The sequence below is a fragment of the Rhizobium aethiopicum genome (genome assembly GCF_900094625.1).
In the GTDB taxonomy this organism is placed as follows: Bacteria; Pseudomonadota; Alphaproteobacteria; order Rhizobiales; family Rhizobiaceae; genus Rhizobium; species Rhizobium aethiopicum.
In genome coordinates this window covers 233,935-257,408 of record NZ_FMAJ01000003.1, presented here as the reverse complement: position 1 = coordinate 257,408, position 23,474 = coordinate 233,935, and the positions used below count along the sequence as shown (strand labels likewise).

At 63.2% G+C, this 23,474-nt stretch carries 19 protein-coding genes; 4 read left to right on the top strand and 15 right to left on the bottom strand.

Annotated elements, in window-relative coordinates; translation table 11 throughout:
* Positions 1-13: 13 nt before the first annotated feature.
* A complete protein-coding gene (locus tag GA0061105_RS08305; RefSeq protein ID WP_092749331.1) occupies positions 14-400 on the bottom strand; it encodes a RidA family protein in 387 nt (128 codons plus the stop codon).
* Positions 401-428: 28 nt separating this feature from the next.
* Between GA0061105_RS08305 and GA0061105_RS08300 the strand changes: the two genes are divergently transcribed.
* The gene (locus tag GA0061105_RS08300) at positions 429-1,010 is read left to right on the top strand and encodes an Lrp/AsnC family transcriptional regulator (protein WP_092749329.1); all 582 of its coding nucleotides are present in this window, start codon (positions 429-431) and stop codon (positions 1,008-1,010) included.
* A 43-nt stretch (positions 1,011-1,053) separates the two neighbouring features.
* On the opposite strand, the gene GA0061105_RS08295 is transcribed toward GA0061105_RS08300, so the two are convergent.
* The 7 genes from GA0061105_RS08295 to GA0061105_RS08265 form a co-directional block, all read right to left on the bottom strand.
* Positions 1,054-2,388, bottom strand: coding sequence for an HlyD family type I secretion periplasmic adaptor subunit (locus tag GA0061105_RS08295; protein ID WP_092749327.1), 1,335 nt, complete (start codon positions 2,386-2,388; stop codon positions 1,054-1,056).
* Between the two features lie 17 nt (positions 2,389-2,405).
* On the bottom strand, positions 2,406-4,130 hold the full coding sequence (locus GA0061105_RS08290) for a type I secretion system permease/ATPase (protein ID WP_092749325.1): 1,725 nt from the start codon (positions 4,128-4,130) through the stop codon (positions 2,406-2,408).
* An 80-nt stretch (positions 4,131-4,210) separates the two neighbouring features.
* Positions 4,211-7,753 (bottom strand): DUF5801 repeats-in-toxin domain-containing protein, encoded by a 3,543-nt coding sequence (locus tag GA0061105_RS08285; protein WP_092749323.1) that lies wholly within the window; start codon positions 7,751-7,753, stop codon positions 4,211-4,213.
* A gap of 615 nt (positions 7,754-8,368) precedes the next feature.
* Positions 8,369-8,770, bottom strand: a complete 402-nt coding sequence (locus GA0061105_RS08280; protein WP_092749321.1) for a GFA family protein — start codon at positions 8,768-8,770, stop codon at positions 8,369-8,371.
* 10 nt (positions 8,771-8,780) lie between these two features.
* Entirely contained in the window at positions 8,781-10,313 is a 1,533-nt protein-coding gene (locus tag GA0061105_RS08275) for a S10 family peptidase (RefSeq protein WP_064693527.1), read from the bottom strand.
* A 104-nt stretch (positions 10,314-10,417) separates the two neighbouring features.
* Positions 10,418-11,707, bottom strand: a complete 1,290-nt coding sequence (locus GA0061105_RS08270) for a CynX/NimT family MFS transporter (RefSeq protein WP_092749319.1) — start codon at positions 11,705-11,707, stop codon at positions 10,418-10,420.
* Complete coding sequence (locus GA0061105_RS08265) at positions 11,704-12,381, bottom strand: FadR/GntR family transcriptional regulator (protein WP_092749317.1); 678 nt, start codon at positions 12,379-12,381, stop codon at positions 11,704-11,706. The genes GA0061105_RS08270 and GA0061105_RS08265 overlap by 4 nt, the downstream gene beginning before the upstream one ends.
* Positions 12,382-12,886: 505 nt before the next feature.
* Here GA0061105_RS08265 and GA0061105_RS08260 point away from each other — a divergent pair.
* Complete coding sequence (locus GA0061105_RS08260; RefSeq protein ID WP_092749315.1) at positions 12,887-13,699, top strand: class II glutamine amidotransferase; 813 nt, start codon at positions 12,887-12,889, stop codon at positions 13,697-13,699.
* On the opposite strand, the gene coaBC is transcribed toward GA0061105_RS08260, so the two are convergent.
* Entirely contained in the window at positions 13,686-14,900 is a 1,215-nt protein-coding gene (coaBC, locus tag GA0061105_RS08255; protein ID WP_092749313.1) for a bifunctional phosphopantothenoylcysteine decarboxylase/phosphopantothenate--cysteine ligase CoaBC, read from the bottom strand. The genes GA0061105_RS08260 and coaBC overlap by 14 nt on opposite strands.
* Before the next feature lie 99 nt (positions 14,901-14,999).
* Complete coding sequence (locus tag GA0061105_RS08250) at positions 15,000-15,881, bottom strand: LysR family transcriptional regulator (protein WP_092749311.1); 882 nt, start codon at positions 15,879-15,881, stop codon at positions 15,000-15,002.
* A gap of 89 nt (positions 15,882-15,970) precedes the next feature.
* Between GA0061105_RS08250 and GA0061105_RS08245 the strand changes: the two genes are divergently transcribed.
* Positions 15,971-17,221: an MFS transporter gene (locus tag GA0061105_RS08245; protein WP_092749309.1), complete on the top strand. Its 1,251-nt coding sequence runs from the start codon at positions 15,971-15,973 to the stop codon at positions 17,219-17,221.
* Positions 17,218-17,604 (top strand): VOC family protein, encoded by a 387-nt coding sequence (locus tag GA0061105_RS08240; RefSeq protein WP_092749307.1) that lies wholly within the window; start codon positions 17,218-17,220, stop codon positions 17,602-17,604. Before GA0061105_RS08245 ends, GA0061105_RS08240 begins: the two co-directional genes overlap by 4 nt.
* 32 nt (positions 17,605-17,636) lie before the next feature.
* Here GA0061105_RS08240 and GA0061105_RS08235 read toward each other — a convergent pair whose 3' ends face one another.
* Genes GA0061105_RS08235 through GA0061105_RS08215 form a run of 5 tightly spaced genes read right to left on the bottom strand, consistent with a single transcriptional unit; the run spans position 17,637 to position 23,424 of the window.
* Positions 17,637-19,298: a thiourocanate hydratase gene (locus GA0061105_RS08235; protein ID WP_064693533.1), complete on the bottom strand. Its 1,662-nt coding sequence runs from the start codon at positions 19,296-19,298 to the stop codon at positions 17,637-17,639.
* Positions 19,299-19,356: 58 nt separating this feature from the next.
* Complete coding sequence (locus GA0061105_RS08230; protein ID WP_064693534.1) at positions 19,357-19,686, bottom strand: TfoX/Sxy family protein; 330 nt, start codon at positions 19,684-19,686, stop codon at positions 19,357-19,359.
* A gap of 3 nt (positions 19,687-19,689) precedes the next feature.
* Complete coding sequence (locus tag GA0061105_RS08225; RefSeq protein ID WP_064693535.1) at positions 19,690-20,787, bottom strand: thiohydantoin desulfurase; 1,098 nt, start codon at positions 20,785-20,787, stop codon at positions 19,690-19,692.
* Positions 20,768-22,048, bottom strand: a complete 1,281-nt coding sequence (locus GA0061105_RS08220) for a Zn-dependent hydrolase (RefSeq protein WP_064693536.1) — start codon at positions 22,046-22,048, stop codon at positions 20,768-20,770. The genes GA0061105_RS08225 and GA0061105_RS08220 overlap by 20 nt, the downstream gene beginning before the upstream one ends.
* The gene (locus GA0061105_RS08215; protein WP_064693537.1) at positions 22,045-23,424 is read right to left on the bottom strand and encodes a dihydroorotase; all 1,380 of its coding nucleotides are present in this window, start codon (positions 23,422-23,424) and stop codon (positions 22,045-22,047) included. Before GA0061105_RS08215 ends, GA0061105_RS08220 begins: the two co-directional genes overlap by 4 nt.
* Between the last annotated feature and the right edge of the window lie 50 nt (positions 23,425-23,474).

Sequence of the window (23,474 nt, the reverse complement as noted above, 5' to 3'; positions counted from 1 at the left end):
GGCCAAACTGCCGTCAGCCGGCGGCGATGATCTCGATCTCGACGAGCCAGTCGTCACGCAACGTTTCGACGATGATGGCGGTGGTCGGCACGGCGCGGCCGGCGAGTGCCCGAAGACGGGCATGCTGGTTCGCCTCCATGAAGTCGCGGTCACTGAGATAGCTCGTCAGCCTTACGATATTGTCCACCGTCATATCAGCGGAAGCGAGGATGCTGCGGAGATTGGACCAGATGAGGTCCAATTGCTCTTCGAGATCGGCCGCTGCCATTCCCTGTTGATCGAGACCCATGGTGCCGCTGACGAAGAGCAGACGGGACGCATGCCTGACCTCCAGCGCATGGATGTAATCAGGGCTCGCTGCATAGATCCCGCTTGCCGGATTGCGCGCTATCAACTCCATAAGATTTCCTCCTGTGCCGAATATTCTGTTGAATAGGCCCAGTATCGGTGATTATTTTTCGGCAAAAAGAGGAGTTTGCCGAATGGAAGAAAATACAGACGATCTTCGGCGGGGACGCATTAAGCGGCCGGTCATCGATGCATTCGACCGAAGAATATTAGCCGCGCTCGCCACCGACAGTAGCAAGAGCTATGCCAGACTTGGTGAAGCAGTCGGCCTGTCGGCGCCGGCCGTGCATGAGCGCGTGCGCCGCCTGAGACAATCCGGCGCCATCAAGGGCGTGCATGCCGCGCTGGACGGCGCGGCTTTGGGTAAGCCGTTGCTTGCCTTCGTGCATGTGGAAGCAGCCGGTTGGGGCAAGAGCGAGCGGCTGATGCAGGTCCTGCGTTTCCCCGAGGTAGAGGAAATGCATTCAGTGGCGGGCGATGCCAGCGTTCTCTTCAAGGTTCGCACCGAAAGCCCGCAGGCGTTGGAAGCCTTTCTGGCGCAGATCCATGCCGTGCCGGGCGTCACCGGCACCCGCAGCTATATCGCCCTTTCCACCTATCTGGAGCGTCCGGTGCAGGCTGGCGTCACGGAGACCTGGCCGGATACGCCGCCGCAGGCGTAGCTCCTGGCCTTTCCGCTCCGATCTTTCTCAACCTGCTCTAAACCTATTTTTCCCGCAGCGCGCGGCGGAAGTTCTGGGTGATCGGCTCGGCCAGATAGGCAAGCACACTGCGGGCACCCGTCCGGATCATCGCCTCGCTCGACATGCCGGGCAGGAGCTTGCGGCCCTCCAGCTTGGCAAGCTCGCTCTTGTCGATCAAAACGGTCGCGGCGAAATAGGGCGCGCCGCTGCGTTCCTCCACCATCCTGTCAGCCGATACGATCTCCACGACCCCGTCGAGCGGCGGCAGGTTGTAGCGGGCGAAGGCCGGGAAACTGACGCGCGCCAGCTGTCCCGGCGCAATCGTCTCGACGTCCTCCGGTCTGACCATAGCCTCGACAACAAGCTGCTGTCCCATCGGCACGATGGTCATCAGGGTTTCGCCGGGTTTGACGACTCCGCCGGTGGTGTGGACCTTCAACTCCATGATGATGCCGTCGACGGGGGCGGCGACATTGGTGCGGGCAAGCACATCCTTGGCGGAACGTTCCTCCTGCCTGAGGTCGAACAGTTCCGCCTCGACCTTGCTCAACTCCTCGACGGCCTCGTTCAGCCGCAAGGTGGTGAGGTTGAGGATTTGCATGTCGATCTCAGCCATGGCGCTCCTGGCGCGGGCGATTGCCGCGACATTGGTCGCGCGCTCACCTTCGACTTCGCGCTGCTGCCGTCTGAGCAGCAGGCCCCGCTCGCGGGTGACGAGCCCACGCCTGAGGAGACTTTCAAGATCTTTTGTTTCACCCTCGAACACCTCGATCTGCTTGTCTTCGGTGATGATGAGCTCCTTCAGTCCCGTTATCTCTTCTGCGGTCTGTCGACGGCGCTGGCTGAGGATTTCTCGCTCGTCCTTCAAATTGTTGTGCTTCGCCGAAAACACGTCACGTTGTGCGGCCACGGCGTCCTTCGCTGACTTGGCGGGGTTCGCGAGCAGTGCTGGATCGAACTCGATCTCGGTTTTGCCGTCACGCTCGGCCCTCAGCCGGGCGGCCAGCGCCTCGCGCGTTGCGATCCGGTTCTGGATCAAATCAAGCTTCGTCCTCGCCTGTGTGCTGTCGAGTTGGACGAGGATCTTGCCGGCTCTGACGATATCTCCATTGGCGGCGTTCAACCCTGCGATGATGCCGCCCTCCAGGTGCTGGATGAGTTTGCGATCGCCGGCCACCTTGATGACACCCGGTGCCACTGCGGCGCTCTCCAACGGTGCTAGCGTCGCCCAGCCCCCGGCCATGCCGAAGAACAGGAACATGATCGCGAACCCTGTGAAAGTCACGCCTGCGAGACGCAGGGGAACAGCTGCCGGCGGCGGTGAAACGGGTAACGGAACGACCTTCATCTCCTTCATGGCTGTTCGTTTCCTCGCTACTTCGCGACGATCGTCGGCATTTGAGCGACCTTGCGCAGGCGCGCGGCGAGCTCATTGAAGACATAGTCACGTGGGCCGAAGAGGTCCTGCTGACCGCGATTGAGGACCAGTATTTTGTCGACCTTCTCCATGATATTAGGCCGATGGGCGATCAGGATAATGGTTGTGCCTGCCGCCTTGACCGTGCCGAGGGCTGCGATCAAGGCTTCCTCACCCTCGCGGTCGAGATTGGAATTGGGCTCGTCCAGGATGACGAGTGCCGGATCGCCGTAGAGCGCCCGCGCCAATCCGATGCGTTGGCGTTGACCGCCTGACAGGACCGCGCCGGATTCGCCGATCTCGGTAAGGTAACCCTTAGGCAGCCCCTTGATCAGCTCGTGAACGCCCGCCAGCCGCGCGGCCTTGACGGCCTTGTCGAAGACCACCGGGCTGAGCTTGGCGAAACGGCAGATATTTTCGCAGACGGTCCCCGCGAAGAGCTCGATGTCCTGCGGCAGGTAACCGACATGCTGGCCACGGTCTTCTGCCGCCCACTGAGCGACATCCATGCCGTCAAGCAGCGCTCGACCGCCGGAGGGACGCCAGGCGCCGGCCAATATTCGCGCCAGGCTGGTCTTGCCGGCCGCGCTCTGGCCGATCAAAGCCATTGCTTCACCCGGCTCGAGATGAAAGCTGATCCCCTTCAGGATAGGTTCGCCGCTCTGTCGGGCAAGCACGATATTGTCGGCCTCGAACCTGCCTGACGGTCGTGGCAGCGCCAGTACCGGCGTGGCCTCGGGGTGCTGGCCGGCGACGGCCGCAAGACGCCGATAGGCGGCCCGCGCCCCGACCGTCGCTTTCCATGTGCCGATCGCCTGTTCGACCGGCGACAAGGCGCGCCCCATCAGGATCGAGGCGGAAACCATGATCCCCGGAGAAGCTTCATTTCGTAGGACGAGATAGGCCCCAAGCCCCAATATGCCCATTTGCAGGGCCAGCCGATGACAACGTGCGATGGCCGAAATGATTCCGCCGCGGTTGGCGGCCACAACCTGTCCCTTGTTCGCCTCGTCCTGCTGGCTCTTCCAGCTCTCCAGCAAGGGCTTCAGCATGCCCATTGCCTGTACGACCTCGGCGTTGCGGATCGCGGCTTCCGCCTGGACATAGGCCTGCGACTGCGCGCTCGCGGCCTCGGTCAGCGGCTTGCGTGTGAGCCATTCGTTGAGCAAGGCCAAGGCGAAAAGTACTGCTCCGCCCCCCAGCGCCAACCAACCGAGCCAGGGATGCATGAAGAATATGGCGGCGAAAAACAGCGGCGCCCAAGGCGCGTCGAGGATCGGGAAGATGCTTGGGCTGGTGAAGAAATTCCGCACCTGATCGAGGTCGCGCAGCGGACGGGCATTGACCTGGCCGGGCGCTGAGGCGGCATATTCCACCGATGCGGTCAGCAGAACAGGCGCCAAGCGGGCGTTCATCCATGATCCGACGATTGCCAGAAGACGCCCGCGCACCACTTCCAGCCCCGCCATTGCCGCTAGCGCGCCGGCCGCCATCAGCGAGAGCATGACCAATGTCTCCAGGCTGTGGCTCGACAATACGCGCTGGTAGACCTGGAGCATGTAAAGCGCCCCGGTCAGCATCAGCATATTGATGCCGCCGCTGAACCAGATAAGCGGCCGAACGGCGCGTCGGGCTTCTTTGATGACCACCTGGAGAGCAGGGGGCTGTTGGTTCGTCTTCATTATCATGACTCTGGGGACGAGATTACATGAGCATGCAAGACAGTGAGGGGGCAGCTTTAGCTGCCCCCTTTGGTCGATTGTCAGGCGACGTCGACAAGGATGTGCTGCATCGCTGTTTCATCGCCATCGGCGTCCGCCACCTTGAAGGCGAAGTCGAGATTGGCGTTCGGCGTCTCGGTCACGGTCGAGGTGAAGCCGATATCGGTGATCTTCAGCACGTCGTTATCGGTGGCGTCGAAGTTCACCAGATTGCCGGTCGCATTGCTGCCGCCATTGGTGCCGGTCGCCCTGATCAGATCGATGGCGGTGTTGTTGCCGGTGATCCCGTTGCCCGACTGCATGATCTGGGCGCCCTGCAGCACATAGTCTTCGCCGGCCGCGTTGTAATCGTTCTGCTCGATGATCACGAGGCCGTCGTTATTGTCGAGCGTGAACTCGCTGCTGTAAGGGGCCGGGACCTGACCCGCCTTGAAGATGTCGGCGTTCGACACATACACGGCACGGGTGATCGTCGCGTTGTCGTCCCCGTTGCCGGCGATGTTGTCTGCGCCGTCCTTATCGATCAGGTCGAGGATTACCATCAGATCCTCGCTGTTGCCGATGCCGTCGAACTTGATGGCCATCGAGCCGGCGGTCGCCGTGGGGCTCGTGACCTCGTTGGTGATGCCGACATTGCTGTTGAAGAACCGCAAGGTCAGCAGTTCGTCTTTCTGGATCGTGTCGCCGGCAACACCATTGGTGCTCTGCGTCGCAGACACCCAGGTTGGATTGTTGTTGCTGACCATCTCGTGACCGCCGAGGGTGAAGGTGGAATCGCCGGACGACCCCTGGCCATCATTCGTCAGGCTGAACGGGTTGGCTCTGTTGATCAGGTTGCCGGTGAACTGCACGTAGAAGTCTTCGTCAGCAGGTGTGTTCGCATCATCCGCCTGCAGCCGTGACAACACAATCGGCGGGTGGCCGGTGTTGCCCGTCGGCTCCTTGGACAACAGCTCGCTGGTGTGCAGCACGTCGAAGCTGAAGCCTTCGAGCGGGTCCGTCAGTTGGATGGTATAGCTGTCGAGGACCTTGTCGAAGACGAGCGTGCCGCCCGCCGTGCCCGCCTGCTCGCCGGCCGCCGGATCCTTGTCGTAGGTGAAGGTGAAGTTGAACGTCGCGGAGGTGAGGCTCTCCGAGGCGAGCGTCACATTCGAACTGAGGAGGCTTCCGCCGCCGCCGCCGGTGATCGTGCCGGTCAGCCCGATCTGGACGCCGTTCGTCACGAGATCCTGGTCGACGAAGTCGGAGCCGCTGGCATAGAAGGCGGCCGGATGAATGTCCGCGCCAATATTGTAGCCGAAGTTGCCGCTGGCCGATGCGTTGAGCACATTGGCCAGGGTTTCATGCTCGATAGCCAAGGTTGCGGGGTTCCCATCGAACGGCTTGGTGATCGTCGGCCCGTCATCCTTGAAGAAGAGGTCGTGGCCGATATTGCGGGTGGAGGTTGCCTGATCGCCGTCACCATCGGTGATTGTTGCGGTCAGGGTGACTAGGTCGGCGCCCGCCAGGGTCCGACTGTCGTCCGGGTTGCTGGCATCGGCGTGGATGATTGCCCGTTGCTGATCGAGGGTGAGAAGGTTGGCGGCGCTGACGCTGACGGTGAAGACGACAGGCCCGCCGACGCCGGCTCGGCCGACCACGCTGCCGCCTTCCAGGAAGAGCAGGACGGACTGGCCGGTTTCCGTATCGGTAAGACCGCTAACATTGTTGTTCGGGTTGATGCCGAGCGCATAGGTGATTCCGTTGCCAACACCATCGGCCCCGGGGAAGGCGACGAAGGCGGCCCCGACGGCGCTGACATCGGTCGTCAGGTCGGTCTCGTCGACCGTCAGCGGAAGCGGGCCGCCTTTTATCCCGATTATCGGTCCGTCATCCTCGAAGTTGAGGTTCTGGCCGATATTGTGGGTGGCTGCGGCGTGATCGCCGTCGCCGTCGGTGATGGTGGCGGTCAGGGTGACGAGGTTGGCGGCGGCCAGTGTGGTGCTGTCATCCGGATTGCTGGCATCGGTATGAACAACGGCCCGTGCCTGGTCGAGGGTGACGACGCCGGCAGCATTAACGCTGACGGTGAAGACAACGGGCCCGCCAATTCCGGCTCGCCCGACCACATTGCCGCCTTCGACGAAGAGCAGCACGGATTGGCCGGTTGCAGTGTCGGTGAGGCCGCTGACATTGGTGACCTGGTTAATGCCGAGAGCATATGTGATGTCGTCGCCGTCGGCCCCGGCATTCGCGGTGAAGAAGCTTGAGAAGTCGCCGTTGGCGTCGATCGACAGGTTGGTCTCGTCGACCGTCAGCTGCGACGGGCTGCCGGTTGCCGTGATCGCCGGTCCGTCGTCGTCAAAGTTGATGAAGGAGCCGACCTCTTCATTGTAGGCGTTGCTCACCTCGCCGCCGAAATGCACTTCCTTGACGTCGAAGAAGTCTTTCTCGGTATCGATATTTTTGATGGTGAAGCGGTCGAATGTTCCGCCAACCCCGCCTGCGGTCGTGAAATCGACCGTGACGCCCTCTCCGACATTGCGAAGGATGAGTCCGTCGCCGCTGAGATCGACCGTGATGCCGAGATCCGCGGCTGTCTTTGTGTCGCCGTTCAGCTCGAATGTCACTCCGGTGATGTTGATTTCGGCATCGTTGTCGTCGGTGGGGAAGGAAGCGCCTTCCACATTGTCATTGTTGTTATAGGCGTGGATCTCGATGTCAGCGACGCTGCTCGTTGGCGTCGATTGCGAGACCGAGAAGCCGGCGGTGGAGACGTTCTCGATGTGAGAGCCGTAGTCGGGCGCGGTTGGCGTGTTGGTGAAATTCTTGCCCGCGCTCTGGGTGCCGCCGGTGATCAGGTCGATCTGCAACTCGCGGCCGAAGCGGACATCTTGCGATGCGACGCCGAGGCCCTGCGTGCTGACGTTGACCTCCGCCTGCGCGCCATTGTCGTGAGCGGTGACGAGGATCTTCTGGGGGCTGGCTGCGTCGGCGTCGAGAATATACCAGTTGTTATGTCCGGACGGGGCGTCGCCAAGCTGGCTGAAATTGACTGTCGAGGTTGCCGTGACCGAGGCAAAAACCTTGTTGGTCAGATCGATGCGGTCGTCGGCAGTGGTCGCATCGGGATGGAGCAATGGCACGTATTGAACGGTGTAGAGGTCGGCATTGGTGGCGCTGGTGCCGACCAGCGCCAGTGAAAACGCGAGCTGCCCGCCAGCGGCCGGCGCGATGAGCGGGTCGGATGTGCCGATGACGCCGATCACGACGTTTGCATGGTTCGGATCCTGGAACAGCCAGACATAATTGCCATCGACGGTGCGAATGTTGCTGTTGACGCCGACCGTGGTGGAGTACGGGGTGCCGGATGCGTTCTGGGTGAGAACGACCGCGCTGATGGTTTCCCCGGCGCTCGCCGAGGCCACGACGAAATTGCTCTGGTAAGCGACCTCCGGCGAGGTCAGCCCGCCGGTAGCGTCGAGACCCAGCAGATATTGCACCGTCGCATTGTTGTGCGGCACAATCGCCGGGTTGACGTCGTCGTCCTGCAAATTGGCGGTTTCGTCGATGATGAGATCTTGAGTTGTGATATCGAGTGCCATGGAGCTTCTCCCTCGGCTAGCTCGCAGAGGGTCACAGAGCCCGGATGCCGAACTGCATCCCCGGACCCACCCTCTTGCGTATTGAATCTAGAGCTCTCGATCGACTGGGATTGTCGTCGATCGAGAGGACTAGCTCATTCACAGGTGAGGGAATTAAGACTAAAGTCCCTATACGCGTTACGACTAAAGCCCGCATCTAAGGCTGCTATGATAGCTTTCCTGAAGCTTACGTCCAAAAAAATGCAATACAAGGGTGTAAAATTCAGAAGAAATCCACTGAGTATTACAGCAACCGTTCGCGCCGTATGCACGATTATCCCCTCATCTTCCATATACTATAAATTGAGCTTAGATGCACTTAGCCAGTTCGAGCTAAAATTAGAGCAATATTGACGGGTTCTGTTTTTGGGTGTTCGCGCGGCGCTGGAATTCTAGCGCTCAGTTCTGGGATGCCAGTGGAAGTCATAAATGGCGCTCGAAGGGGTGGTCGTTGGCTTGCGCTCTCGCCACAGGCGGCTCATCACCATGGTGGTCCGCAACTCGTGCTGACCAAGTGGCTGATGACCGAATGCGGACTACCGCCTCCTTTAGTCAGGTCCTAGCGTCTTGGCTCCGCTAACCCTCGCCATCAAACCGCGGCAGCGGCTCGATGTTTTCCGCCCAGGGCAAAGCCGACCGGCACCATATCTGTTTTTTCGGCGCCAGGGCCCGCCGCTGGTCGATGCTGCCGACACGAATGCCGATCGCGCTGCCCTCGCCATCCGTGCGGTAGAGCGGCGATCCGCAATTCGGGCAGAAGAATTGCCGGCTGAGGGCGCCGCTGTCGCCATACTTCGCATAACTGCGCGGTTCGCCGGAAATAAGCATGAAACTTTCCGACCGCGCAGGCGCGGTGACGCGGTAGGCCGAGCCCGTCAAGCGCTGGCAATCGGTGCAATGGCAGATCGAGACGCGCTCCGGATCGATCTCCGCCTGATAGCGGATCGCCCCGCAATGGCATCCTCCGGTGATATGCATCGGCGCTCCCTCAGTCCGCCGGCTGTGCGGCCGGGCGTGCGGCATAGAAGGCCTTCGCATCCGCCGTGAAGGCGGCTCTTTGATCGGCTTTGGTATAGAACATATGGCCGCCATGATAGAGCTTCAGCCCGACGCGGCCACTTGCGAGCGAGGGCGGCAGGTGGTCGACCACATAGCGGCTCACGCTGTAAGGCGTCACCAGATCGCTGTAGCCATGCGCGATCAGGAGATGGAAGGCCGCGTTCGAGGCGAGCAGCTGCCTGACGTCGTCGGTGGCGCTCGCCTGGAAGCGCGATCCGCCGCCGCGGCCTCCACCCCATTCCCAGCGCCGGCTGATATCGCCGTCAAGCAGCGAATAGGTCATTTCGGTTTTGAAGCCGAGCTCGTTGCGAGCATAATCGGCGAAGGCGCCACCATAGGCCCGGGTGAATCCGTCGAGGATGGCATCGTCGCCGCGGTCGTAATCGGATTCGGGATAGGGATCGGGCGCTGCGAAGGAAGCGTCGTATGAACTCATCACCTCGCTGCTTCCCGCATCCGAATGCTTGACGAAGGAATTGCCGAGGAAGCCGCGGTTGCGGGCGACAATATCCTGCGGAATTCCGGTCAGCCGGGAGATCCTGCCGTAGAAGGCTTCGGCATCGGCGCCTGTCGGCGGCGGGCCGGCCAGTTTCGTCAGGTATTCCCCGAGCGCGAAGATCTCCGCCTCTTTCTGTCTCTGCTCGTCAAAGGCGTTGTCCCGGTCGAGTTTGGCCGCGGCCAGCGACGGCAGCTCGAGCGCTGCGCCGAGCGCGAACTGATCGGCATTGAACATCAGCTGACCTTCAAGCAAGGGAGAAAGCATCACTGCGCCGGCGACGACGATGCCCTGGCTTTCCTGCAGGGCGGAGGCGACCTTGGCGGCGCGAAAGCCGCCGTAGCTTTCGCCGAGCAGGTATTTCGGCGAGCTGGAACGGTTGTTATGCGCGACGTAGAGCGCAATTGCCTTGGCGATGCTCTGGGCATCCGAGTTGACACTATAATAGTTCGAGGCGTCGTCCGCCTTTGCCGTGCGGCTCCAGCCGGTGCCGATCGGATCGATCAGCACGAGATCGGTGAAGTCGAGCCAGCTTTGCTCGTTGTCGACCAGTTTCGCATGGGCACCATCGCGTGCCTGAGGCCCGAAATCGAGGATTTTCGGCCCGACGAGCCCGAGATGCAGAAAGGCGGAGGCCGCGCCCGGCCCGCCATTGAAGGCGAAGGTCAGCGGCCGATCCGGCCCGCCATCCCTGGCGACATAGGCGGTGTAGAAGATCGCGCCGGTCTGCGCCCCGTCCGGGCCGAAGAGATCGAGCGTGCCGGCCGTCGCGGTATAGGCGATCTTGCGGCCGCCGACCGTCAGCTCGTGCTCGGTGACGGAGTCGGCCGGCAGCAGCTTCAGCACGCCGCCGCGCGCGCTGCGCTCGACATTTGCCTGGCGTCCGCCGTCTTCCTGCGCTGGGGAAAGGGCAGGCCCCAGCGACACCATGAACGCGGTGAGCAGAAACAGGGTTGGTATGCGCACGATTTATCCTCCGGCGGATGCTGGCTGAGATAGCGTAGCATCCGCGGCCGGCGACCGGCATCAAGAGATGGTGATGGGTCAGTGAGGGCAAGGTGAGGCGTGTCTCAGGCTTTCTCGACCGCGTGCACATTCACCTCCAGCGCCCGGCCGGCCTTCCAGCCGTTGATCGCGGCTCCGAGTCCGAGCGCGATGAACAGAACCGCGCACCAGGAAAAACTGCCGGTCCAGCCGCGAATGAGGCCGACGATAAGCGGGCCGATGGCGGCGAGGAGGTATCCGACACATTGCGCCATGCCGGAGAGATGGGCGGCAACATCGGGATCGCGCGAGCGCAGCACGATCGTCGTCATAGCGGCCGCGATCAGTCCGCCCTGGCCGATGCCCTGCAGCACCGCCCACAGCCACACCGTTGACAGCGGCGCAAAAAGCAATCCGAGCAAGGCGGTAACGGCAACGCCGCAGAGCCCGGCATTGATCAACCGCTGATCCCGGCCTCGAACCGCGATATGCGGCACGACGAGGCAGGATGCCGCCTGCACCATCACCGACAGCGAAACGATCGCCCCGGCGGTCACGCCGTCGAGCCCGCGTTCGCGCAGGATCGGAACCAGCCAGCCGAAGACGCAGTAGGCAAGCGCCGATTGCAAACCCATGAACAGCGTCACCTGCCAAGCCAGCCGGTCCCGCCAGAGGCCTTCGACGCGAAAGCCGTTTCGCCTTGCCCGGGCGCCGCTGCGCAGGACCTGCGGCAGCCAGATGAGGCCGACGATCAGAGCCGGTAGCGCCCAGGCAGCGAGTGCGCCGTCGAGAGACCCGCCGAGCGCATGTTCGATCGGCAGGGTCAGCCCGGCCGCACTGGCAGCACCGGCGCAGAGCGCCATCGTATAAAAGCCGGTCATCAGCGCGGCGCGCTTGGGGAAGTCCCGCTTCACCAGCCCCGGCAGCAGCACGTTGCCGATGGCGATGCAGGCGCCGGCAAGGGCCGTGCCGATAAACAGCAGCGGCACGGAGGAAAGCCCGCGCAAGGCGGTGCCCAGCGCAAGCAGCAGAAGGACGCCGAGCAGTGTGCGCTCGGTACCGATGCGCTGGGCAAGACGAGGGGCAAACGGCGAGAAGGCGCCGAGACAGACGACAGGAAGCGTCGTCAGCAGGCTGGCGCCGAGCGCACTCAGCCCGAGCTCGGAGCGGATCTCCGGCAGCAGCGCCGAGGCGCTTGAAAAGACCGGGCGCAGATTGAAAGCGATCAGCACGAGGCTCGCCCCGAGCAGGAAACCACCTGCGCGATTCGGCATCGGCATTGCCTGCGGGGCTGGAAGGCTGCCCGCCTCGGCATCGATCAGCAAATCGTCGGCCACGTCAAGCGTGATGGCGGCATTGTTGGAAGGCCTATTCATGAGAGGATCATCCGCTCGAGTGCGGCAAGAACGGGCGCCATGAAGCGGCGCACCGCCGCATCTGCCTTGTCCGGGTCGCCAGTTTCGATCGCGTCGACGATATCGGCATGCGCCTGCATGTCAGGTTCGGGAATGTCCTTGCCGAGCGTCGCCGCGATGGTGTCGGCGATCGAGGTCGAGAAGAAATCATAGATCTCGATCATCGCCCGGTTGCCGGACGCGGCGATGACCGCCTTGTGAAAGGCGAGGTCGCGTTCGATGAAGCCGGCTTTGTCGCGGCCGTCATAGGTGCCGCGTTCGGTCAGCAGCCGGCGAAGCTCGGCAATCGCCTCCGGCGTCTTGCGCATCGCCGTCAGCCGGGCAGCTTCGACATCGAGCGCGCAACGCGCTTCGAACTGATCGCGCAGGCTGGCGCGCCGCGCCATCGTCAGCGGCCGGCCGGCATCGCTGGTCGAACGGACATAGGTGCCCGATCCCTGCCGGGTTTCGAGATAACCCTGGGAGGCGAGCACCCGCACCGCCTCGCGCACAGTGCCGCGGCTGACGGAGAGCATGGCCGATAGCGAAGCCTCGTTCGGCAACTTGTCGCCGACCGCCCAGCGTTTGCCGAGAATATCGCTGCGGATCGCCTCGATGGCGCCGTCGGCGAGGTTGGTTTTGCTGAGTGCCTGCATCTTCAACTCATCAAGTCATCTGATGACTTTTTGAATAGGAGAATTCGGACATTCCGTCAACGCTGGAAATTCGGACAATAAAAAAGGGCCGCCTCGGCGACCCTTTCCATGAGTTTGGCCTCGAACTGGCCTGGACTGTCGATGCAGCCCCAGGAAGGCGGGTCTTAGAGCGAGGGCTGCCTCGCTTTCATCACCACTTCCATGCCCGATACGAGGTCCGAAATCTCATTAGACATTGGATCACCTTCCTTTCGTTCTGTTGCTGATAGATTAAAGGTAGAATGATTCTTCCGAGATGCAAGCAGAAATTCCTTCCACGTGCCGCCGCAGCCACGACATGCCGTTCACAAAAGAACACAGGGTTTCTCCGAATTTGAAGCCGTCATCGGTCACGAATCCCTCATGAGCGGCTTGCAAACCGCCGGCGCGTTAAGGTCTTGTTAGCCCCGGCGTTCGACAATTTCAGCATTCCTGCCGATATGGCGGGTTCCGGAGCAACAAAGCCATGTGTCGCTGGGCAGCCTATCGCGGAGATCCCCTCTATCTCGAGGAACTGGTATCCTCGCCTGCCCATTCGTTGATCGAGCAGTCCCATTGCGCCACCCGCGCCAAGACGGCGACGAACGGCGATGGCTTCGGCATCGCCTGGTACGGCGACAGGCCTGAGCCCGGCCGCTACCGCGACATCCTGCCCGCCTGGTCGGATTGCAATCTGAAGAGCCTGGCGCGGCAGATCCGCTCGCCGCTCTTCCTCGCCCATGTCCGCGCCGCCACGGGCGGTGGTACGCGCCGCGACAATTGCCATCCGTTCACCCACGATACCTGGTCATTCATGCATAACGGCCAGATCTCCGGCTTCGAGCGCTTGCGCCGGCCGATGGAGGCGATGCTCGACGACGAGCTGTTCAATGCCCGCAGCGGCACCACCGATTCCGAGCTGATGTTCCTGCTGGCGCTGAAGTTCGGCCTGCGCGAGGCGCCGATCGCTGCCATGGCTGAGATGATTGGTTTCGTCGAGGATCTGGCCGAAAACATCATCGGCTCCATCCTGCTGCGCTTCACCGCGGCTTTCTCCGACGGCAAATCGCTCTATGCGATCCGTTATGCCACAGACCGTAAGGCGCCGACGCTCTATGCCTCTCCTGTCGGCGCCGGCCATTGCCTCGTCTCCGAGCCGTTGAACGACGATGTCGATGCCTGGGCGGAAATTCCGGATGGCAGCGCCGTGATCGTCGGCAAGGCCGGCATCGAGGTTACCGATTTCCGGTCGGAGAAACGCAACACGGCAAAGCCGCAGCGCGTCGCTATATCAGCCTGAGCCGCTCGGCGATCAGCGCTGCCAGCCGTTCGGCAACCTCTTCCTTTGCCAGATCCGGCCACTGCTCGACGCCGTCGTGGCGGACCAGTTTCACGCTGTTGCGGCTGCCGCCCATGATGCCGGTCGCAGGAGAGACGTCATTGGCGACGATCATATCGGCGCCCTTCCTCTCGAGCTTTGCCTTGGCATTGCTCTCGACGTCCTGGGTCTCGGCGGCAAATCCGATGACCAGCTTCGGTCGCATCGTGTGATGACCCACCGTCTTCAGGATGTCGGGGTTCTCGGTAAGCGCCAGTGTCGGAATGGATTCGCCCGGATGTTTTTTAAGCTTCTGATCGGCGGCCGAGGCCACGCGCCAGTCCGCCACCGCCGCCACCATCACGGCGACGTCGGCCGGCAGGGCCGCAAGCACGGCGTCGCGCATCTCCTCCGCCCGCTCTACATGCACGACGTTGACACCGATCGGATCGGGAATCGTTACCGGCCCCGATACGAGCGTCACATCGGCCCCCAGCTTGGCCAGTGCTGCGGCGATCGCATGTCCCTGCCGGCCGGAGGAGCGATTGGCGATATAGCGGACCGGATCGATCGGCTCGTGCGTCGGTCCCGACGTGACGATCGCCTTTCGCCCGGCAAGCGGCTTGCGCCGGCCGCCCTCGAACACAGCTTCGGCGGCAGCCACGATCTCCAGCGGTTCCGCCATCCGGCCGAGCCCGGCTTCCCCGCCTTCGGCCATTTCACCGGCCATCGGCCCGATGAAATGGACGCCGTCCGCCCTGAGCGTCGCTGCGTTGCGTCGTGTCGCCGGATGCGCCCACATCCTGGGGTTCATCGCCGGGGCGGCCAGCACCGGCTTGTCCGTCGCCAGCAGCACCGTCGAGGCGAGATCGTCGGCAAGCCCGTTCGCCATCTTCGCCATCAGGTCGGCAGTGGCAGGAGCAATCAGCACCAGGTCGCAATCGCGCGCCAGCCTGATATGGCCGATATCCTGTTCGTCCTGGCGCGAAAACAGATCGAGAAAGACATTGTCTGCCGCCAGCGCGCCGACCGCCAGCGGCGTGACGAACTCTTGCGCGCCCTTGGTCATGACCGGGCGAACGCTCGCGCCACGCTCACGCAGCCGGCGGATCAGATCGAGGCTCTTATAGGCCGCGATGCCGCCCGAGATGATGAGGAGGATGCGTTTGCCGCTGAGAGCCATGGCTTTCTACCCGTCGCCTTTTTTGACCTGCCTTGACCCTAAGCCTTTGGCAGAAAACATGCAATCGGAGTACGGACGTTCCTGTTCGGACTTGCGAAGTCATTCATGAATAAGCAGGCTCATCAGGTTCTCTGTGACCGTCGAGCGATGCGTCTTCAGCATTGCCAGCGCCAGGCGCGCGACGGCCGGCGGTCCTTCGATCGGCGTGTAGACAACCCCTTCGAGCCTGATCTGGGAAATGGAGGCCGGCACGATCGACACGCCGAGATCGGCCGCCACCAGATTGACCACGGATGAAATCTGCGGCGCCTCCTGCGTCACGGTCAGCTCGAAACCCGCTTTGCGGCAGGCAAGCACGACGTCGTCGTAAAGGCTCAATCCGACGAGGCGGGGAAAGAGGATGAAGGGTTCGTTTGCCAGCGCCGTAAGCGGCAGGCTCGAATGCCGAGCCAGCGGGTGGCTGGCGGGCAGGGCGATCACCATCGGCTCATCAGCCAAGCGCCGCAGTCTGATGCCGGCGGGATCGGCGAGGCCGGGGCGCATGAAGGTCGCGTCCAACTCGCCGCGTTCCAGCTTCTGCATCAGCGCCAGCGTATTCATCTCGGTCAGCGCCAGCCGCACCTCCGGCCAGCGCGCCCGGAAGCGGCGGATCGTCGTGCTGACGATCGGATTGAAGGCCGAGGAGGCGGTGAAGCCGATCGACAGGCGTCCGGTCTCGCCGCGATTGGCCCTTTGAGCGGCAAGCTTCGCCTTTTCCGCTGCCGTCAGAGCAGCTTTCGCCTCACCGAGGAATGCTTCCCCTGCCGCCGTCAATTCCGCTCCGTGCGGCACGCGGTGAAACAACGCCGCTCCGACCTCCGTCTCCAAGTCGCGGATCTGCTGGCTGAGCGGCGGCTGTCCGATGCCGAGCTTGCCGGCGGCTCGGGTGAAATTGCCTTCTTCGGCGACCGCCAGGAAATATCTGAGGTGCCGCAACTCCATGCCATCTCCAAAACATATCAAGGTCGTCAGTTGCATATATTGGACAAATGGGGCGGCGTTGACTAGATCGAAACGGGAAGGACGAAGATATGCCGATGTCAGCGCATGCAGTGAAAACTTCCGAAAAGGTCGCGAACTTACAACAAAAACATTATCTGGCGCGCGGGACGGTCGCCTATCGCCGCGCCAGCCTGGCGCTCTTTCTCTCCGGCTACTCTACTTTCTCGCTGCTCTATTGCGTCCAGCCGCTGCTGCCGGTCTTCTCGCGGGAATTCTCCGTCAGTCCGGCCGAAAGCTCGCTGTCGCTGTCGCTCTCCACCGGCTTCCTGGCGCTTGCCATCGTCTGCGCCGCCGCCGTCTCGGAAGGCCTTGGCCGCCGCGGCCTGATGTCGATATCGCTGGTTGGTGCGGCGTTGCTGACAATTGCTACGGCTTTCGCCCCGAGTTGGCATCTGCTGCTCGTCATCCGCGCCCTGCAGGGTTTAGTTCTCGGCGGTGTGCCCGCCGTCGCCATGGCCTATCTTGCCGAGGAAATCGATCCGCGCGGCCTTGGCGCCGCCATGGGCCTCTATGTCGGCGGCACAGCCTTCGGCGGCATGTCCGGGCGCGTGCTGACCGGTATCTTCGCCGAATATCTTACCTGGCGCCCGGCGCTCTTCCTGATCGGCGCCATCGGCCTTGCCGCTGCGATCGGCTTCATCGCCCTTCTGCCGCCATCAAGGAATTTCGTCCGCCGGCCGGGTCTTGACCCGCGTTTTCATCTGAGGGCCTGGCTCGGCCATCTCAGAAATCCGGCGCTGCCCTTCATCTTCGCCATTGCCTTTCTGGCGATGGGCTCCTTCGTCACGATCTACAATTATGCCGGTTTCCGCCTCGTGGCCCCTCCCTACGGTCTCAATCAGACGGAACTCGGCCTGATCTTCACCGTCTATCTCTTCGGCATCGGCGCCGCCTCGATCGGCGGCCTGCTCGGAGACCGGATCGGCCACTTTCCGGTGCTTCTCTTCGGCCTCGCGCTGACGGCTGCCGGCAGCGCATTGACGCTCTTCGCCTCGCTGCCATCGATCATCCTGGGTATCCTCGTGCTGACCACCGGCTTCTTCATGAGCCATTCCATCGCCAGCGGCCTCGTCGGCAAGCTTGCCCTTGGCAATAAGGGGCACGCTTCATCCATCTACATGCTGGCTTATTACGTCGGCTCCAGCCTGATGGGCTCGGCCGGCGGCTGGTTCTGGGCTGTCGAAGGCTGGGCAGCCGTCGTCGTCTTCACCCTTGCCATGCTGGCGCTGGCCTTTATGTCGGCCTTTGTCGCCCAGTTCCTTGCGAGGAGAAAAGCATGATCCGCATCGATCGCCTCGACCATCTCGTGCTGACCGTCGCCGATATTGCCGCGACCTGCGATTTCTATTCCCGCATCCTCGGCATGTCGGTTGAAACCTTTGCGGAAGGCCGCACGGCGCTGAAATTCGGCCGCCAGAAGATCAACCTTCACCCGGCCGGCCATGAATTCGAACCCAAGGCGAAACATCCGATCCCCGGCTCAGGCGACCTCTGCTTGATCGCCGAGACGCCGCTTGCCGATGTCATCTCTCATCTGCAAGCCTTGAGCGTTACGGTCGAAGAGGGCCCGGTCGAGCGCATCGGCGCCACGGGACGTCTGCGCTCGGTCTATTTCAGGGACCCCGACGGCAATCTCATTGAGGTTTCCAATCCGATCGGCTGATGCCGATGCTTCCGGCAAGGCCCGCCCTTGAATCAATCTAGTCTGAGATAGGGCACGTCCTTCTTCACCACCTCATCAAGCGCCTCATCATATCCGGCATCGGCATATCGCATCACCCCAAGCGCCGTGTCGTTGGTCAGCGCGTGGTCGAGCCGTTCGTCGGCGGCATCGGTGCCGTCGGCGACGACGGTGACGCCGCAGCTCGTCATATAGCCGGCGTAGCCGCCGCCGCCGGAATGGACGACGACGAGATCGGCCATCGAGGAGCAGAGCATCATCGCATCGATCAGCGGCCAGTCGGCAATCGCGTCGGAGCCGTCCTTCATCCGCTCGGTCATGATATTGGGATGGGCCATGGCGCCGGCATCGAGATGGTCGCGGGAAAAGGCGACGGGGCCTTTGAGTTCGCCGCTCGCCACCAGTCCGTTGACGCGCCGGGCGAGCGCGGTGCGTTCACCGTGGCCGAGCCAGGCGATGCGTGCCGGTAATCCCTCGAAGGGGACATGCTCGCGCGCCAGGCGGATCCAGTTGGTGATAATCTTGTTGTCGGGGAACATCTCGATGAGCAGGTCGTCGATCCTAGCGATATCGCTCTCCTCGCCTGACAGAGCCATCCAGCGGAACGGGCCGATCGCCCGGGCAAACAGCGGCCTGAGATAGGCTTCGGTAAAGATCGGGATGTCGAAGGCATTGGTGACGCCGCCCTCTTTCGCCTGGGTACGGATGAGGTTGCCGTTGTCGAAGACTTCGGATCCCTTCTTCTGGAAGGCGAGCATTGCGCTCACATGCTCGACGATCGAGGCGCGGCTTGCCGCCATCAATTGCCCCTGGCCATCGTCGCGCAGCCCCTTGACCTGGTCGAGGCTCATGCCCTTCGGCACATAGCCGTAGACGAGGTCGTGCGCCGAGGTCTGGTCGGTAACAATATCGGGCACGATGCCGCGCCGGGCGATCTCCGGATAGACCTCAGCGGCATTGCCGACGAGGCCGACGGAAAGCGCCCGCCTGTCCTTCACCGCCGCATCGATCATTTCAAGGGCGGTATCGAGATCGGGGGCGATCTCCTGCAGATAGCCGATCTGCTGGCGCTTGCGGGCGCGTTCCGGATCGATATCGACGCAGAGAATCGCCGCGCCCGCCATGCGACCGGCGAGCGGCTGCGCCCCACCCATGCCGCCGAGGCCGGCCGTCAGCACGAAACGGCCGAGAAGATCGCCGCCGAAGCGTCGCTCGGCAATGCGCATGAAGATCTCGTAGGTGCCCTGGATGACGCCCTGACTGCCGATATATTGCCAGGCGCCGGCCGTCAGCCCGCCCCAGCAGATCAACCCCTTGCGCTGCAGCTCGTAGAACACCTCGGCCTTTGCCCATTGCCCGACGATGTTGCAGTTGGCCATGATGACCAGCGGCGCCTTGGCATGGGTGCGCACCAGCCCGATCGGCTTGCCGGACTGGATGAGCAGCGTCTGGTCCTCCTCCATCTCCGTCAGCGCCTTGACGATGCCCTTATGCGCCGCCCAGTTGCGTGCTGCCTTGCCGAGCGCGGCATAGACGACCAGATTGTCAGGGTCTTCACCCACCGACAGCACGTTTTCGAGCAGTCGCAGCAGCGCCTCCTGCCGCCAACCCTTGGCGCGCAAGTCCGGCCCGCCGGGAACCGGAAATTTCGGATGGCGTGGATTGGCCTTCGGCATCGCGGGTTCCTCGCTTGGTTGCTTTTCACTTCTCCGCTGGGGAGAAGAGGGAATGGTCTCATTTGCCGGGCAGCGATTCCACATAGGCGAGCGCCGCATCGAGCAGGCGCCGTCTCAGCGCATCGTCGCCGTAGGCCTCGGCGGAGGCGCGCAGCCAGCCTTGCATGACCCGCTCGCCCATCAGCATCTGGATCACGCCCGGCAGCGCCAGCGCCCAATCGTCATTGCCCTTGCCGAGACGGATCAGCATGCCGTCACTGCGCGCGCCGCAGAGAAGATTGCCGTTCAGCAGGAAGGCGCGGCCGCCGAACATGGATTTTTCGCTGAGGCCGGGACGATCGCCGAGTTCCTCACGCAGCAGTTCTTCAAGGCCGGGGTCGCGCGCCATGGCTCAGGCCTTCGCCGCCAGTGCATAACGCGCGATCTCGATTCCCATTGCGTTTTCGACGACGGGATAGACGGTCGGATCGAGCACGCTTGCCGACAGCGGAATGATGTCCATCGGCACATGCAGGATGAACACATGCATGCCTTCCCGAAGCTGGCCGACGCTCAGCGGCTCACCCTCAGGCGACAGCGTGGTGATCACTGCAGGGAAGGTCGCAAGCCGCCCGCCATCCGCATCGTCCACGGCCATATATTCGTTCATCACATGCAGCGTTACGCATGCCTGGCCCGAGCCGACGGTGATCGTGCCGATGTCGAAGGCCTCCTTGGTGTAGACGACGTCCTTCCGGGCAATCACACCTTCGGCGAGGATGTGCCCGCCCGTCGTCTTGCAGATCGCGTCGATGACCGCTGATCCGCCGCGCTTTTCCGCCGCGATGATGGCTTCTCCGAGCGCAAGCGCCATCGAGATCCCGCCCAGCGCTGCATGGGCCCTGATATAGGAGGCCCGGAGCGGGTTGCGGCAGCTGGCGATGAAACCGCCGGACTGATCGGCGGCGGCCCGCAACACCGGCGAGATCTTCGCCGTCGCCCCCTTTACCACCAGTTCGATGTAACGGTTCTCGGCCCTGTTGCCGCCGACCGCGGTCTGGATCATCGGCTCGGGTGAGGCAGCCATGCCGATCGAACCCATGTCGCCCGTCGGATGGGCACGGATATCGCCGACGGCGTCGACCACCTTGGTGCCGAGGATCGCCGACGGCAGCCAGCCGTTCAGCGTCGAGGATTTGCCGTTCTGGCCGATGATCAGCCCGGAAAGCCTTTCGCCCAGCGCCTCCTGCAGCAATTGCACCGCCTTCACATAGTCGATGCCCTGCATTTCCCAGGGCGTGGTGGAGGCCGGCGCGCCGATTGCAGCTGCCGTGGCGATCCAGTCGTCATCCCCCAACTCGTCGATCGACACCAGCTCAGGCTTGCCGATAGTGACCGCCGCAAGTCCGAGCATCCGCCCGTGATCGGCCCAGCCGCCGCCGCCGGCGGCATAGACTGAGCCGCCTTTGACGGCCGCCTCGACGTCCGTCTCAACCAGTATGCGCCCCATCGGCCTTCTCCCGTTTCGAATCCCTGTCCATCTCGCGCACCGCCTCGAAAAGCACGGCGGCGCCGAGCGCGATATCGTCATTATCGGCCCATTCGCCGGGACAATGGCTGCGACCCTCCCGGCACGGCACGAAGATCATCGCCGCCGGCGCCACCTGAGCGATCCAGGCCGTATCGTGTCCGGCGCCCGACGCCATGCGCCGGTATTTTGCCCCGACGCGTTCGCAGGCGGCTTCCAGGGTCGAAAGCAGCCCGGCATCGCCGGGCGTCGGCAGATTGTCGGACACGCGGTTCGGTGTCCCGATCGCCACGCCATAGGCTGTCGCCAGTTTTCCTACATGGCCGTCGAGCCAGCGGCAGAAGGCCTCGATGTCGGCGCGGATTTCCGCACGGCCGTCGATCAGCAGCACGACCTTCGAGGGAACGACATTGGCCGCGTTCGGTTCGATCCTGAACTCGCCGACCGTCGCCGCGAAATGTCCTGGCGTCTTGGCAAGCTCGGCGGCGGCATTGCGGATGTCGAGCACCAGCTGCGAGGCCGCCACCAGCGCATCCGCGCGCCGGTCCATCGGCGTCGTGCCGGCATGGTCGGCCCGGCCGTCGACGGTGATTTCGATGCGGGTGATGCCGGAGATGGCGGTAACGATACCGATATCCTCCCTTTCGGCTTCGAGCACTGGTCCCTGCTCGATATGAAGCTCGAGAAAGCCCGCTAGATCCGGCCGCTTCTGCTGCCCCAGCACCGCAGGCTCGCCGCCCACCTGAGCGATGCCCCCGGCAAGATCGAGGCTGCCGCTGACGCGCGAAAGCCAGGCTTCCGGTAATTGCCCGGTCATGCCGCGGCTGCCGATGCAGGAGACGCCGAAGATGCTCACTTCCTCGGCAAGGAAATCGACGATCTCCAGATCATGGTCCAGCTCCATGCCGTGGTCATGCAGGGCGCGCGCCACCTCAAGCGCCGAGATCATGCCGGCAATGCCGTCGAAGCGGCCGCCGTCCGGCACCGTGTCGGAATGCGAGCCGACCATGATCGTGCCGAGCCAGGGCTTCCTGCCGGTTCGCCTGCCGATGAGATTGCCGGCGGCATCGATCCGCGTTTCCAGCCCTGCCGCCTTCATCCGCGCCTCGATATAGGCTCGGCCCTCCAGAAAGAGCGGCGTGAAGGCTCGCCGCGTCCAGGGATGCCCCGGCTCGGTGATCGCGGCAAGCGCCTCTATATCTTCAGCGATCCGGCCGGCATTGACGGGAAGATTGCGGCTCATGCGGCTGTTCCCGAAATGACCAGGCGCGGCGACGGCCGGACGAACCGGCCAATGCCGGGCTCGGCCAGCACCTTCCCGCCCTCGGCGATCTTTTCGCCGCGCAGATAGGTGGCGGATACGGTCCAGGGCAGGCGAATGCCGTTATAGGGGCTCCAGCCGACGACGTTGTTGCCGCTCGCAGACGCATCGTAAATAGTTTCCCGCGGCTCCAGCACGGTGATATCGGCGTCCTTTCCTGGTGTCAGCGCCCCCTTGATGTGCTCGAGCCGGAAATGCTTCGCCGGATTATCGGCCATCAGCCGCGCGGCCCACGTCAGGGGAATGCCTCGCTCGAGAGCGCCCTTGACGAAAAGCGGCACCATCACCTCGAGGCCGGGAACACCGGACGCATTGGCGAGCATGTCGGGGTTGGTCTTGCGGTTTTCCGACCAGCTGACGTGGTCCGTCGAGACCAGCCAGACATCGCCCTCGGCGACCTTCCGCCAGAGCCGCTCCACTTCGGCGCGCGGTCGCACCGGCGGATTGATCTTCGCCTTGCCGCCGAGGCGCCTCACGTCGTTTTCCTCGTCGAGTGTCAGGTAATGGATGCAGCATTCGACGGTCGCGGCAAAACCGTCGCGGCGGTAGGCCCGCGCGATGTCATAACCGCGCCCCAGCGAGCAGTGGACCACATGTGAGGGGCAGCCGGTATTGGCCCCGGTCTCGAAGATCGTGTGCATCGCCAGAAGCTCGGTAATCGGCGGCCGCGACAGGCCATGCGCCCGCCAGTCGGTGATGCCGCGCGCCTTTACCTGTTCCATATAGCTGCGCACCGCCTCGTCATCCTCATTATGCACGCCCGCCGTCAGCCCGGTCGGCGCGATCGCTGCAAAGCAGGCGTCGAGCAGGGCCGGTGGAATGCGCGGAAAACGTTTGGGGTCGGTGCCGAAAGTGGAGAATTTGAAAGCCGCAACGCCCGCCTCCACCATCTCGGCAATCCGCGCCGGGCCTTCCTCCGGGTCGACGGTGCCGTACAGCGCAAAATCGACACGCGCCTGCGGAGCGGCATGGTCGATCTTTCGCTTCACCGCCGCTGCCGAGCAGACGAGGTCGCCTTCGTCATAGGGCATGTCGACGATGACGGTGACGCCGCCGGCCGCAGCCGAGCGCGTCGACCAGACGAAGTCCTCCTGGTTCTTCTGGGAAAGCGAATGCACCTGCGCGTCGATGGCCCCGGGCAGGATCAGCGCTCTTGCGAGCAGGTGGCGTTCACGCGCCGCCGGCGGCGCGCCGACGCCCACCTCGGCGATCCTGCCGTCACGCGCGGCGACATAACCCTGTTCGAGAATGCGGTCCGGCAGCACCACCGTGCCCTGTAGAACGAGATCGAAGTCCATGCCGCTTCCTTCCTAGAGTGAAGTCAAACCGTTGCCGGCTGGAGCATGAG

Coding starts and splice junctions, on each gene's coding strand:
- GA0061105_RS08260 (WP_092749315.1), top strand. CDS start 12,887: ATGTGTCGCTGGGCAGCCTATCGCGGAGATCCCCTCTATCTCGAGGAA.
- GA0061105_RS08285 (WP_092749323.1), bottom strand. CDS start 7,753: ATGGCACTCGATATCACAACTCAAGATCTCATCATCGACGAAACCGCC.
- GA0061105_RS08305 (WP_092749331.1), bottom strand. CDS start 400: ATGGAGTTGATAGCGCGCAATCCGGCAAGCGGGATCTATGCAGCGAGC.
- GA0061105_RS08270 (WP_092749319.1), bottom strand. CDS start 11,707: ATGAATAGGCCTTCCAACAATGCCGCCATCACGCTTGACGTGGCCGAC.
- GA0061105_RS08240 (WP_092749307.1), top strand. CDS start 17,218: ATGATCCGCATCGATCGCCTCGACCATCTCGTGCTGACCGTCGCCGAT.
- GA0061105_RS08225 (WP_064693535.1), bottom strand. CDS start 20,787: ATGGGGCGCATACTGGTTGAGACGGACGTCGAGGCGGCCGTCAAAGGC.
- GA0061105_RS08290 (WP_092749325.1), bottom strand. CDS start 4,130: ATGAAGACGAACCAACAGCCCCCTGCTCTCCAGGTGGTCATCAAAGAA.
- GA0061105_RS08245 (WP_092749309.1), top strand. CDS start 15,971: ATGCCGATGTCAGCGCATGCAGTGAAAACTTCCGAAAAGGTCGCGAAC.
- GA0061105_RS08265 (WP_092749317.1), bottom strand. CDS start 12,381: ATGCAGGCACTCAGCAAAACCAACCTCGCCGACGGCGCCATCGAGGCG.
- GA0061105_RS08250 (WP_092749311.1), bottom strand. CDS start 15,881: ATGGAGTTGCGGCACCTCAGATATTTCCTGGCGGTCGCCGAAGAAGGC.
- GA0061105_RS08280 (WP_092749321.1), bottom strand. CDS start 8,770: ATGCATATCACCGGAGGATGCCATTGCGGGGCGATCCGCTATCAGGCG.
- GA0061105_RS08220 (WP_064693536.1), bottom strand. CDS start 22,048: ATGAGCCGCAATCTTCCCGTCAATGCCGGCCGGATCGCTGAAGATATA.
- GA0061105_RS08295 (WP_092749327.1), bottom strand. CDS start 2,388: ATGAAGGAGATGAAGGTCGTTCCGTTACCCGTTTCACCGCCGCCGGCA.
- GA0061105_RS08215 (WP_064693537.1), bottom strand. CDS start 23,424: ATGGACTTCGATCTCGTTCTACAGGGCACGGTGGTGCTGCCGGACCGC.
- GA0061105_RS08230 (WP_064693534.1), bottom strand. CDS start 19,686: ATGGCGCGCGACCCCGGCCTTGAAGAACTGCTGCGTGAGGAACTCGGC.
- GA0061105_RS08235 (WP_064693533.1), bottom strand. CDS start 19,298: ATGCCGAAGGCCAATCCACGCCATCCGAAATTTCCGGTTCCCGGCGGG.
- coaBC (WP_092749313.1), bottom strand. CDS start 14,900: ATGGCTCTCAGCGGCAAACGCATCCTCCTCATCATCTCGGGCGGCATC.